Here is a 13,108-nt window from a genome sequence, read left to right as displayed (position 1 = left end):
ACTGCAAAAATAATGCAAAAAGATTGAGGGGTATTCTCCATGGTCGAACTCCAAGTTATTGCTTGGAGTTTTATCTATTTTGGAGGGAAAAAAATGACATTAAACTTGGAATCTATGATAAAAGCAGCAGCAAAAAAGACAAAAGCAGACCTTGTTATTAAGAACGGCAGAATAATAGATGTATTTAATTTAGAGATAATAGAAGCAGACATTGCCATTAATGACGGCATGATTATCGGCTTAGGCAATTATGAGGGGCATGAAGTGGTAGATGCTAACGGCGCATTCATTTGCCCTGGTCTTATTGATGGTCATGTTCATATGGAATCTTCTATGATACATCCCCACCATTTCACCCAGACAATATTAGAACATGGAGTCACAACCATTGTGACCGATCCTCATGAAATTGCAAATGTAAGTGGGACTGCCGGGATACAATTCATGTTAGATGCTACAGAGAAAGCCCCAGTTGATGTATTCTTCATGCTTCCTTCTTGTGTCCCCGCTACATCCTTTGAGCATAATGGAGCCACCATTCAAGCAGAAGACCTTGCTCCATTTTACGAACATGACAGAGTTATCGGTTTGGCCGAAGTGATGGATTTTCCTGCAGTCCGTGACGGTAACGCAGCCATGGTCGCAAAATTGGCACAGGCATCTAAGAATAATAAAAAAATCGATGGACATGGCGCAGGCCTTTCTCCTGAAGACATAAATATTTATGCATCCGCCAATATAAAAACTGATCACGAGTGCGTCACGGCGCAAGAAGCAAAGGAAAGGCTTAAGCGCGGAATGTATGTCATGATGAGGGAAGGAACTGTCGCGAAAGACGTTAGAGCCTTAATCCCTCTTGTAAATGAACGAAATGCTAGACGCTTTTTATTTTGTACTGACGATAAGCACCTTGATGATTTAGTAAACGAAGGTAGCATTGATCATAATGTCCGCATCTCCATTCAGGAAGGACTTGACCCTCTGCTAGCCATTCAAATTGCTACTTTGAATGCGGCAGAATGTTTCTCTTTAACGGATAAAGGCGCGGTTGCACCAGGGTATCGTGCCGATTTATTATTCATCGAAGACCTTGAGAACTTCACTATCAGAGATGTCTATAAAAATGGTAAAAGAACAAAAGGAAAGGACCCACTCTCACCCATTCCTGTTCCAAATCTTTTACAGAACTCTGTAAACATGAAACCTATTAATAAGAATGACCTAAAAATAAGTGTGAGAACCGATCAACCATGCAACATGATAGAAATCATTCCCAATAGCCTTGTTACGAAGCACATAAAAGAAAATGTGACAACCTATAAAGATGAATTTATTCCTAGTATTGATAATGATCAATTAAAACTCGCCGTCATTGAAAGACACAAGTGTCTTGGGCATGTTGGTCTTGGAATTGTTAAAGGGTTTCAGATAAAGAATGGGGCAATAGCATCTACTGTAGCTCATGACTCTCATAATATTGTTACAGTTGGCACCAGCGATGAAGATATGTTAGTTGCAGTCAAGGCAATGGAACAGATTAATGGAGGCTTGGTGGTGGTTTGTGAAGAAAAAGTAATAGCCTCATTGCCCTTAGAGATTTCGGGCCTGATGGCCAACATGACTACAGAGAATACCCTTTATTCCTTAAAAGAGCTTCACGATGCCCTTCACCTCATCGGCAGTCAAAAAAGCTTTAACCCTTTTGTTGCACTTTCTTTTTTAAGTCTTCCTGTTATTCCAGAATTGAAGTTGACTGATACAGGACTTTTTGATGTAAGAAAGTTTGAGCATATTCCCATCCAAGCTTAGTAGAACAAGTATGGCATAATCTCCACCCCTTCTTCCTAGTTTTAAAACTTGTTGCTTAGGGTACTTAATTTACAACAATAAGCTTACTTAAAATAATGGAGAAGGAGACGATGGAGAATGGAAACTTTCACCAATATCCTAATTGCCTACGACGGTTCCAAGAGCAGCTTGAAAGCAGTACAAATGGGGATAGATATGAAAAAAAAGCTACACTCACACCTTACCATTTTACATGTCTTAGAAGAAACATCTGTAAATGTCCCAATACCTGCTACAAGACCTGACACACTTCCTGCGGGAGGAATGGGCAATGTAGATGGATTGAATATTTATACAAATAATGTGAAAGAAACAGTACCGAGTCAGCAACGTGTTGCTACTGCCGATGAAGATTACATCTCCCAATCACTTAGCGAAGTGCATTCCTTACTAGCTCAAGAAAGAGTGGAGGCACCAGTCGAAGTAATGCAAGGAGATCCTGCAAAAACCATTTGCAACTATGCCGACACAAATGAAAATGACCTAATCATTATAGGGAGCAGAGGGCTTGGAGGATTAAAGAAATTGATACTCGGAAGTGTAAGTGATAAAGTCACGAATACGGCTAAATGCCCAGTACTAATTGCAAAATAGACATAAATTTATAGTTGCTTTCTACCTATCAGGTTCCACTTTGGAATCTGATATTTTTTATGGTAATTAATAATTCACCAACCTCTGGGCGCCTGCATACCGTATAGAGAATTTATTAGAAGGGAGCAATCCTATGTATCCTTATCGTCAACTTAGTTTTCCGCCATTCGGACCGCCTCCCGGTGGCGGGCAAGGACCTGGTTTTGGACCACCTTCTGGTGGACCGCCAGGATTTGGACCACCGGGAGGACCTGGTGGAGGTCCTGGATTTGGACCGCCTGGAGGAGGTCCTGGTGGAGGTCCTGGAAGTGGCCCACCACCAGGTCCACCACCATCTACTCCACCACCCCAAACCACTAGTTTCGGTGCACCAGGTGGCCCAACAGCATTGGCAGTGGACCCAGGTGCATTCTATGGATGTTTATACCGCTATACATGGGTTCGGTTAAATAATGGGGAGCAATTCTGGTTTTATCCTACCTTTATTGGAAGAAGGTCGGTCGCTGGTTATCGCTGGTTCTTCTTTACTTGGATGTACTTTGGAATAGACTCTAATCGAATTCGTTCTTTCCAATGTGTTTGATACCTTAAAGAAATAGACTATTCAACATAGCAACACACCACAGTCAACTGCGGTGTGTTTTTGTTATTGTGATTCTCTTGTTGTGAGCCGATGTATATTGCTTTGAGCTCCTTGTCGTGAGGCTGCTAAGCGCTCTGTTTTCCCAATGGCTCTATGCTCTGTCTGGGATTTAAATAGAGCCTGCCTCTTCTCCAACTTGGCCTTCAACCTCTTATTCACATCAATTCCTCCCTCATCTCTTACCTAATAAGTACCCACTTTATCCAATATAAAACACATTGATTGTTTAAGTTGGCTATCATATAATGGTTTTACAACAAACTAACGAACGGTAGGTAGTTAAGGCTCAGGAGGGAAAACAATAATGACTAATTCAACAGCAGAGCGCATAAAGCAGCACGCACTCCAGCTTTTTGCTCAAAAAGGCTATTTTGGTACATCTTTAAATGAGGTAGCATCACTAGTTGGAATAAAAAAGCCTTCTCTGTATGCTCATTTTAAAAATAAAGATGATCTGTATATAACAATTCTACAAGAGCTAATGGACAATTTTATCGAACGTGTCACCATTGAGTCCGCAGAGTTGGAGTCGAGTACGACACGAGCATTGTTGTATCGCTTTCTAACTAATATGGTAGATTTCTGGAAAGACGAAACATTGGGTCTATTGTATAAACGGACTCTTCTTTTCCCAGAAGAAAAATTTCGTTCATCCATCCATGAACAATTTCTACAAACAGAAATCTATACAACTGAGATTTTGTCTAAAATCTTTACCATAGGACAGCACAATGGTGAAATGCCTCCGCAACCATTGGAACCTCTAATTGACGCTTATTATTGTTTAATCGATGGATTGTTTGTTCAACGTTTCTTCTATTCGAGTTCTGAATTCGACAAGAAAGTCGAGCATGCTTTTAACCATTTTTGGTTAGCAACTGAGATAGGAGGTAGGTAGCCATGCAATGGATATTAATTTTTATCGCAGGTTTACTGGAAATCATTTGGGTAATAGGGCTAAGGTTTTCCGAAGGGTTCACCATACTAAAGCCAAGTCTAATAACCCTAATTACATTAGCAATTAGTTTTTACTTGTTTTCTAAGTCATTAAAATTTTTGCCAATAGGGACTGCATATGCCATTTTCACAGGACTTGGTGCAGCAGGTACAGCAATTGTAGGGATAATATATTTTGGAGAATCAGCAAGCCCCTCCAAACTGTTTTTTCTAAGCCTTATGTTAATTGGAATTATTGGATTAAAAATGACTACTTCTGATGAAACAACGGAAACAGAAGTGTTAGAGGAGGGGAAATAGATTGGCGTGGATTTTTCTTACTATAGCTGGCATATGTGAAATTGGGGCAGTTGCATCGCTAAAATTAGCAGAAGGATTCAAAAGACTTTTACCTTCTATTTGTTTTGTTATAATTGGGTTGTCTAGCTTCTATTTTCTTTCCCTTGCCCTAAAAGATATTCCAATGGGTACTGCTTATGCTGTCTGGACAGGAATAGGTTCGGCGGGTAGTGTACTTCTTGGAATGATTTTCTTTCATGAATCTAGAGACAGAATTCGTATTTTTTTGCTTTCATTAATCATAATAGGTGTTATTGGTCTCAAGTTAGCACAATAAAAAAAAGCCATTCCAAATCTTCTATCTGGAATGGCTTTTGATTTATATTCTTTGTTCTTTCGGTATTTTAACTTCTCCATCTTCAGATCTTGCCACAATATATGCACAAGCTGCATCTCCAGTAATATTGACAGCTGTTCTAGTCATATCGAGCAAACGGTCTATCCCTAATATTAAGGCAATTCCTTCAACCGGAAGGCCGACCTGTCCAAGTACCATGGCAAGCAGGATGAATCCTACTCCTGGAACACCAGCTGTACCGATACTTGCCACAACGGCTAAGCCAACGACAGTAAGAAGCTGGGTCAAAGTCAAATCAATACCATATACTTGAGCTATAAACACGGTGGCAACACCTTGCATAATTGCTGTACCATCCATATTGATCGTTGCACCCAAAGGTTGTACGAAGCTACTGATCCTCTTTGGCACACCAAGGTTTTCTTGTGCGACATCCATGGACATCGGTAAAGTTGCGTTACTACTAGATGTACTAAATGCGACACTCATAGCCGGAATAAAACGTTTAAAGAAAATAATAGGATTGATTTTCCCGAGTAAAAACAAAGCAAGTCCATATGTTACAAAGAAATGTATAAATAAAGCTAAAATGACGACTAAAAAGTATGCTCCCATTGCTTTAATAGCATCTAACCCTAGTCCGCCGACTGCTGAGGCAATTAAACCAAATGCACCATAAGGAGCTGTTTTAATGACAATATTCACTAGTAGCATTACGATGTCATTCGCTTGTTCAAGCAAAGTTTTTACCTTACCTGCTTTTTCTCCTAAAGCATTTATGGCAAATCCAAGTAAGACGGAAAATGAGATAATTTGCAGCATTTCCCCTTCTGCCATAGCTTTAATTGGATTTGTTGGTATTATGTTTAACAATGTTTCCATAACCGGAGGAGCTTTTTCTGGTGTATCCTCATCAGCCAATTCATCAACTAACATACTTTCAAAGTCACCAGCAAGGCCCGGTTGAATAACAGAAGCAAGTGTAAGTCCGATGGTTATGGCAATGCACGTTGTGATCAGGAAGAAAAGAATGGTTTTCAGACCGATACTTCCAAGCTTTTTCGTATCCCCAAGTCCTACCACTCCTAGTGTAATGGAGATTAGTACGATTGGAACAACCAGCATTGTAATGAGGTTTAAAAAGATTTTTCCGAGTGGTTGAAATAAATATGTATCCAATGGATCAAATAGAGATGGTGCATAAACGTTTAATGCAAGACCAACTAGAATACCTAAAATAAGACCAATAATTATTTTCTTAGTCAATGTCATTTTCACATCGAAACCCTCCCTTTTGTTATACTAATAAAATTTCTCTTTTCAAACACCGGAGACTTCCCCTTTCGAATCGACAAAAGGCGACTTTTTTCATTCTACGGTGTATTTTTATTTATGTAAAGTGATTTATGATAGACCATTTTCCTTACACCTGTTATAATACACAATAAAAAGACCGAAAGTCGGGTTGTTTTCCTTTTAGAATTTTGATATATTTAACAACTGATTTCTATTTTTAATTACCCACTATTTTAACTTTTATAGCATTTACAAATAGAAAATTTTTCATGCAATTAATGGAGGGGTTTAAATGAAACTACTTTGGAGGGTAATCGTTGCGATATTTGTTCTTATTGTTGCAAAACTGGCTTTAGATTCATATCAAATAATTAAAGTTGCTGCAGGTGGAGATCATATTAGAATTGATCCAGCATTGTATTTTAATTTATCCTACGTGATTTTTGGTTTTATAGGAATGATGTTTTTCTCGGATATCTATAAAAAACACATGAAAAAACGAAACAATCAGTTAAAATTTTAATGGTACCCCAGTAAATTAATGGTATTTCCTACATAAAAAACCAGGACAATGGTCCTGGTTTTTTTATTAGGCTCTGTTAAAGCATATTGTTGATTTTTGCAGCAACCCAGCTGTTGATTGGAGCAATAGGCGAAGACTCCTCGAAAATGCTACGCATTTTCTTCGTGCGATGTTTCGCTGTCGAAGCCTTCCTTGTCCTGAGGGAGATAGCGTTAAGGGGAGACCCCGCAGGCGCTTTTCCGAGGAGGCTCCCCAAACCGCCCCTAGGAAAGCGAAGCCTAGTGCGGAAATCAACAGCGTTGTTTAACAGAGCTTATTATTAAAATATAATGAAAGTTAATCTACTTCTTTACCTTTAGACGCTTCTAAAATCTCAAACCACTGCTGTTTAGAAAGTTGGATATTCAATGATGACACCGCAGACTTTACTCTTTCTAGCTTTCCAGAGCCAACTATTGGAATAATTTTAGCAGGATGCGTTAATAACCAAGCATATAGCACTTGGTCCATTGATGTAGCACCAGTTTCAGCTTGTATTTTCTCTATCACATTCCTCACTCGATTAACATTGTCATCTGTACTAGTGAAGATACTTCCTCCGCCTAGAGGCGACCATGCCATTGGAGAAATTCGGTCCATTTGGCACTGTTCAATAGTACCTTTTTCAAAGTGTTCCAAGTGAGTAGCCGCAATTTCAATTTGATTTGTAACTAACGGTTCATCTAAGTAGGAGCTAAGCATCTTAAATTGTGAAGGAGCAAAGTTGGATACGCCAAAACGTTTTACCTTTCCTTCCCTTTTTAACTGAGCGAATGCCTCAGCTACTTCACTTGGGTCCATCATTGGATCTGGTCTATGTATTAATAAGACATCAATATAGTCGGTTTGGAAATTTCTTAATGATCGTTCTGCAGATTGGATGATGTGCTCTCTGCTTGTATCATAATATTTAATTTTATGCTCAGGTCTATTGGAGGAAATCAACTTGATTCCACACTTTGTCACTATTTCAATCGTTTCTCTTAAGGATGGCTTTAATGCGAGTGCTTCGCCAAATTTCTCTTCCACTGTGTAATTGCCGTAAATATCTGCATGATCAAAGCTCGTAACGCCAAGATCCAAACAGTTTTCTATAAAATCCACAACCTCTTCCTTGCTGTAACCCCAATCATTCAATCGCCACATTCCATGAACAATTCTAGAAAGGGAAACATCTTCTGCTAACTGAACTCTTTCCATATTAACACTCCTATAAATTTAATAATAAGAAATTATACCTCTTTTAAGTACAATTAGCCAAAAATACTGCTCATTTCCTATTCTTACCTATTAAAAGATATACATCTTTGGGACTTTAAATTAAAATAGAAAATAAAATACAACTTGAATTAAGAAAGGATCTTACCATGACTAAGACGTCCCACTTCCTTATAGGTCAAAAATTAATAGATATGAAGAATGAAGTAGCTGCTAGCATGCTATTGGAAATTCAAAATGCTTATCCTAATGTACCGCAATATAGAGATGAAGCAATTGAGGCTCAGATCAAGGAAATCTTCCGAACATTATTAGTATTCTTGGGCGAATATGTCCAAGACCCTAAAAATAAAGTTTTAGACCGTGCCAAAGAATGGGGAGAATCTGTAGGATTTATGTCTGTGAAGTCTGGCGGATCACTGGAAGAAACACTTTCTAATATGACGTTATATAAAAAATGTCTATGGGCCTTTATTCAAAGAGAAGGTTTTAAAGACGGGTTTAACATGAACCAAATTACAGATATTTTTATCCTAATAGATGAAATCTTTAATATTATCGTCTATGGATTCAGTCATGCCTTCTCCATTGCTACTGAACAGAAAATGTTAGAAACAAAAGCTACTTACATTCGACTATCCATTCCAATAGTCCCTTTACAAAAAGGGTTAGGGGTGCTGCCGCTTGTCGGAGAAATTGATGAGGTTCGCGCTGGGATATTGATAGAAGAAACACTGGAAAAAAGTAAGAACCTTTCAATATCCAACCTTATTATTGACTTTTCAGGTGTTTATCGTTTAGACGGAACCGTTTTGCACACCATGGACCTGCTGATTCGATCTCTCAAACTAATTGGCATCACACCAATCATAACAGGCCTGCGACCAGAACTCAGCCTACAGTTCATCAACTCAGGACTCAACCTTAAAGACATTCAAATTTGCGGTTCTATTGCGCAAGTATTACAGGAACAATAAAAAAAACCTGCCGGGGGTCAGACCCCGGCAGGTTTTTCCACCTTCTCGTCGAACCCTCCAAAAATGTCTTGCCATTTGTTTGTGATTCCTTTATGATAGTACTATCATTCTATCCAACACCATATATAGATTGATTTTAGCGAAACCATAACTACATATAGTATTTCAACATTCTACGTTAAAGGTGTCTTTTTATAGACTTAATAGGGAAGCCGGTGAGAATCCGGGACTGTCCCCGCAACTGTAAGTGCAGACGATTTTGAGAAACCACTGTACATGAACGCTTAACGGCTCTTGTATGGGAAGGCTCAGAATAGGAAGAAGCACGAGTCAGGAGACCTGCCTTTACCGATTTAGTTTCTTTTCTTCGGGAGTTGAGAAGATGAAACGATACATAGAACATGGTAAAAGCAGAACAGGGTTTCTTTGATTTTTGGTGATACATTCACCTATATCCTTATTAACCCCTCCCTGCATTCTTTCCTTCTATCTATGATCGTTTGATCCACTCAACCATTGAGTGGATTTTTTTATTTTAAGGCTCTGTTAAAGCATATTGTTGATTTTTGCAGCAACCTAGCTGTTGATTGGAGCAATAGGCGCAGACTCCTGAGGGAGATAGCGTTTAGGGGAGACCCCGCAGGCGCTTTTCCGAGGAGGCTCCCCAAACGCCCCTAGGAAAGCGAAGCCTAGTGCGGAAATCAACAGCGGTGTTTAACAGAGCCTATTTTAAACGAAGTGGAGCGTGGAAAAAATGACCGTACATACCAAGACTGGACAGATAGAAAATGCATCTAATCTTCAAGATTACCAGAGACTTATAGAAACTGTTTTGTCAGAGTTTCCAATGTTAGATACGAACGCATTTTTACAGAAAGCTACAAAGATTATGGATAAACTGCTCCATCAATCGAATCAACATGAACTTGCAAACCAACTAATTCTAGAAGCTCTCAATCATGTGGACGAACTTGAACCAGACTGGACCTATGTTGCTTCACGGCTACTATCACAAAAGCTTCAGCAAGAAGTGTGTCAAAACAGGAAAATCTCTAAGCCTTATACCGATTTTTATTCATTAATCAAAAGCTTAACAGAACAAAAAATCTATCAAACTCAGATTCTAAAAGCTTACACACCTGAAGAAATTAATGAATTAGAGGCTGTCATTGAACCTGGAAAAGATAAACTATTTACCTATATTGGACTTAAAACGTTAGCTGACCGTTATTTAACAAGAGATCATCACAAATGTTTACTAGAACTGCCTCAAGAACGATTCATGATTATTGCCATGACCCTTATGCAAAAAGAAGAGCACAACAGATTACATTACGTGAAAGAAGCTTATTGGGCATTAAGCAATTTGTATATGACCGTTGCCACGCCTACATTCGCCAATGCTGGAAAAACTTACGGCCAGCTCTCAAGCTGCTTTATTGATACCGTTGATGACAGCTTACAAGGAATTTACGACAGTAATACAGACATTGCTAATCTTTCAAAATCCGGAGGTGGTCTAGGTGTTTATCTTGGAAAGATACGGAGTCGGGGCAGTGATATTCGTGGTTTCAAAGGCGTTTCAAGCGGAGTGATTCCATGGATGAAACAATTGAACAATACAGCCGTAAGTGTTGATCAACTAGGTCAGCGAAAAGGAGCGATTTCAGTCTATCTGGATGTGTGGCATAAAGACATCTTTTCTTTTCTAGATAGTAAGCTCAACAATGGGGATGAACGTATGCGTACACATGACCTCTTCACTGGGGTGTGCATCCCTGACATTTTTATGGAGCAGGTGGAAAACAGAGGAGACTGGTATTTATTTGATCCACATGAAGTTAGGCAATTAATGGGCTATTCACTAGAAGACTATTTTGATGAGAAAACAGGTAGCGGCAGCTTCCGCGAAAAATATAAGGAATGTGTCAATCATCCAGCGCTCCCAAAAGAAAAAGTGCCGGCTATTGAGATAATGAAAGCAATCATGAAGGGGCAACTGGAAACTGGCAGTCCATTCATGTTTTATCGTGATGAAGTGAACAGAATGAATCCAAACCATCATAAAGGAATGATCTATTGCACGAATTTATGTACAGAAATCACACAAAATCAAAGTGCCACTACAACAAAAACGCAATATATAGAGAACGGCTCTATCATAACTGTTAAAACCCCAGGAGACTTTGTTGTGTGTAATTTATCTTCCATTAACCTTGCTCGGACTGTAATAGAAGGCCAACTGGAACGACTTATTCCCATTCAGGTTCGGATGCTTGATAATGTTATTGATTTAAATATTATACCTGTACTACAGGCAAAGATGACCAATGAAAAATATCGTGCCGTTGGATTGGGGACATTCGGTTGGCATCATTTGTTAGCCCTAGAAGGGATTAAATGGGAATCAACCGAGGCAGTGCACTATGCAAACGAGCTTTACGAAAAAATTGCTTATTACACAATCCAAGCTAGCTCACTTCTCGCAAAAGAAAAAGGATCTTATCCTGCATTTGAAGGTTCTGATTGGCAAACCGGTGACTACTTCAATAAACGAAATTATGGGACAGACTCAGATTTAGATTGGAAAAAACTACAAGTTGAGGTAGCTAGTTACGGGGTACGAAACGGTTATTTAATGGCGGTTGCCCCCAATGCGACCACATCCATCATTGCCGGTAGCACTGCTAGCATTGATCCAATCTTCCTTAAGGTGTATTCAGAAGAGAAAAAAGACTACAAGATTCCAGTTACAGCACCTGACCTCAATGCAGAAACAACCTGGTTTTATAAATCGGCTTATCATATTGATCAGCATTGGAGCATTGCCCAGAATGCAGCAAGGCAAAAACATATCGACCAAGCCATATCCTTTAATCTGTATGTTACGAACACTGTGAAGGCCAAAGCTCTTCTTGAACTTCACCTTGATGCATGGAGGCAAAAATTGAAAACAACCTACTACGTGCGATCCACCTCTTCTGAATTAGAGGAATGTGAATCATGTTCAAGTTAGTTCGTTATCAATTGTGACTGCAGCAATCTAAAAAGGAGAATGAAAAATGAATGCTCACCTAAAAACACGCATCTTAATGGATGTGGAAGCACCAAATAGATCGACCAAAATAATAAACGGAAAAAGCTCCAATGTCTTAAATTGGGACGATGTCGCATTTTCATGGGCTTATCCAAAATATAAAAAAATGCTCGCCAACTTTTGGTCGCCTTTTGAAATCAATATGTCCCAAGATATCAAGCAGTTTCCTCACCTGTCCCCTCAGGAACAGGAGGCATTCTTAAAAATTATCGGACTCCTTGCACTTCTTGACAGCATTCAGACAGACTATGCAGGCAAAGTGGCGGACTATTTGACCGATTCCAGTCTTAATGCCCTAATGATTATGCTAGCTCAGCAAGAGGTAATCCATAACCATTCCTACTCCTATGTCCTATCAAGCCTTGTGCCGAGAAAGAAGCAAGAAGAGGTGTTTGAATACTGGAGAACAGAACCCATCCTTCGAAAAAGAAATGACTTTATTACAGATGGTTACAAAGCATTTTCTGAAACACCCTCGGTAGAAAATTTGCTAAAATCCATCGTGTATGATGTTATTTTGGAAGGCCTATTCTTCTATTCGGGCTTTGCATTTTTTTATCACTTGGCGAGAAATCAAAAAATGGTCTCTTCCAGTACGATGATCAATTACATTAACAGGGATGAGCAAATTCACGTAGATTTGTTTGTGAAAATCTTCAAAGAGGTCCTTCAAGAATATCCAGAACACAACACAGAAAGTCTGGAACTATTTGTGGAGGAGACTTTTCAACAGGCGGCACAACTGGAGATTGAATGGGCTAGACATATTATCGGAAATCAGTTTGCAGGAATTGAACTGGAAGATGTTGAGGCTTATATTAAATTTTATGCCAACGTTCGTGCCCATCAACTTGGTTTCGAGCGCCCTTTTGAAGGCTACCGCACAAATCCATTAAAGTGGATCAAAGCTTACGAAGACGTCGACCTAGGAAAATCCGACTTCTTTGAACAAAAATCCAGACAATACACAAAAGTAAACGTAGTGGACAACGGATTTGATGAATTATAAAGAATAAGAAAAACTAGTGGTGTATAAAATACCCTAGTTGATTAGAGTGGAAGGCGCGTAGTCGCCCGCGGAAGGAAGGGACAGGTGAGACCCCGCAACGGAGAAGGCCACTGAAAAACTGATATTATATAGTATTTTGTAAATTCGAGCTGTGGATTGGAGCAAAAGGCGAAGACTCCTCGAAAATGCTACGCATTTTCTTCGTGCGATGTTTCGCTGCCGAAGCCTTCCTTGTCCTGAGGGAGATAGCGCTAGGTGGAGACCCCGCAG

General features: G+C 39.4%; 12 protein-coding genes and 1 riboswitch. Of the genes, 10 read left to right on the top strand and 2 right to left on the bottom strand.

Features of this window, described 5'->3' with window-relative positions:
* The first annotated feature begins 39 nt into the window (after positions 1 to 39).
* The 6 genes from ade (at position 40) to HC179_RS02940 (ending at position 4,658) form a co-directional block, all read left to right on the top strand.
* Positions 40 to 1,809 carry an adenine deaminase gene (gene ade / locus HC179_RS02965; protein WP_168862986.1) on the top strand — a complete coding sequence of 590 codons (1,770 nt, stop codon included), beginning with the start codon at positions 40 to 42 and terminating at the stop codon, positions 1,807 to 1,809.
* A 117-nt stretch (positions 1,810 to 1,926) separates the two neighbouring features.
* Positions 1,927 to 2,442 (top strand): universal stress protein, encoded by a 516-nt coding sequence (locus tag HC179_RS02960; RefSeq protein WP_168862985.1) that lies wholly within the window; start codon positions 1,927 to 1,929, stop codon positions 2,440 to 2,442.
* A 133-nt stretch (positions 2,443 to 2,575) separates the two neighbouring features.
* The gene (locus HC179_RS20880; RefSeq protein ID WP_205825202.1) at positions 2,576 to 3,025 is read left to right on the top strand and encodes a hypothetical protein; all 450 of its coding nucleotides are present in this window, start codon (positions 2,576 to 2,578) and stop codon (positions 3,023 to 3,025) included.
* A 364-nt stretch (positions 3,026 to 3,389) separates the two neighbouring features.
* Positions 3,390 to 3,983, top strand: coding sequence for a TetR/AcrR family transcriptional regulator (locus tag HC179_RS02950; protein ID WP_168862984.1), 594 nt, complete (start codon positions 3,390 to 3,392; stop codon positions 3,981 to 3,983).
* Positions 3,984 to 3,985: 2 nt separating this feature from the next.
* Positions 3,986 to 4,342: a DMT family transporter gene (locus HC179_RS02945; RefSeq protein ID WP_168862983.1), complete on the top strand. Its 357-nt coding sequence runs from the start codon at positions 3,986 to 3,988 to the stop codon at positions 4,340 to 4,342.
* 1 nt (position 4,343) lies between these two features.
* Positions 4,344 to 4,658, top strand: coding sequence for a DMT family transporter (locus HC179_RS02940; protein WP_168862982.1), 315 nt, complete (start codon positions 4,344 to 4,346; stop codon positions 4,656 to 4,658).
* A gap of 42 nt (positions 4,659 to 4,700) precedes the next feature.
* Here HC179_RS02940 and HC179_RS02935 read toward each other — a convergent pair whose 3' ends face one another.
* A complete protein-coding gene (locus HC179_RS02935) occupies positions 4,701 to 5,951 on the bottom strand; it encodes a dicarboxylate/amino acid:cation symporter (RefSeq protein ID WP_168863006.1) in 1,251 nt (416 codons plus the stop codon).
* Positions 5,952 to 6,267: 316 nt separating this feature from the next.
* Between HC179_RS02935 and HC179_RS02930 the strand changes: the two genes are divergently transcribed.
* On the top strand, positions 6,268 to 6,498 hold the full coding sequence (locus HC179_RS02930) for a hypothetical protein (RefSeq protein WP_168862980.1): 231 nt from the start codon (positions 6,268 to 6,270) through the stop codon (positions 6,496 to 6,498).
* A 336-nt stretch (positions 6,499 to 6,834) separates the two neighbouring features.
* Here HC179_RS02930 and HC179_RS02925 read toward each other — a convergent pair whose 3' ends face one another.
* On the bottom strand, positions 6,835 to 7,737 hold the full coding sequence (locus HC179_RS02925) for an aldo/keto reductase (protein WP_168862978.1): 903 nt from the start codon (positions 7,735 to 7,737) through the stop codon (positions 6,835 to 6,837).
* A 167-nt stretch (positions 7,738 to 7,904) separates the two neighbouring features.
* On the opposite strand from HC179_RS02925, the gene HC179_RS02920 reads away from it, so the two are divergent.
* From HC179_RS02920 to HC179_RS02910, 3 genes are all read left to right on the top strand, one after another.
* Positions 7,905 to 8,732 carry an STAS domain-containing protein gene (locus HC179_RS02920; RefSeq protein ID WP_168862976.1) on the top strand — a complete coding sequence of 276 codons (828 nt, stop codon included), beginning with the start codon at positions 7,905 to 7,907 and terminating at the stop codon, positions 8,730 to 8,732.
* Positions 8,733 to 8,897: 165 nt separating this feature from the next.
* Positions 8,898 to 9,093: riboswitch (cobalamin riboswitch) on the top strand.
* 393 nt (positions 9,094 to 9,486) lie between these two features.
* On the top strand, positions 9,487 to 11,748 hold the full coding sequence (locus HC179_RS02915; RefSeq protein ID WP_168862975.1) for a ribonucleoside-diphosphate reductase subunit alpha: 2,262 nt from the start codon (positions 9,487 to 9,489) through the stop codon (positions 11,746 to 11,748).
* 46 nt (positions 11,749 to 11,794) lie between these two features.
* A complete protein-coding gene (locus tag HC179_RS02910) occupies positions 11,795 to 12,838 on the top strand; it encodes a ribonucleotide-diphosphate reductase subunit beta (protein ID WP_168862973.1) in 1,044 nt (347 codons plus the stop codon).
* The last annotated feature ends 270 nt before the right edge of the window (positions 12,839 to 13,108 follow it).

It is taken from the genome of Bacillus sp. RO1 (assembly GCF_012524115.1).
In the GTDB taxonomy this organism is placed as follows: domain Bacteria; phylum Bacillota; class Bacilli; order Bacillales; family Bacillaceae_I; genus Sutcliffiella_A.
This window is presented reverse-complemented; position numbering and strand designations above follow the sequence as displayed.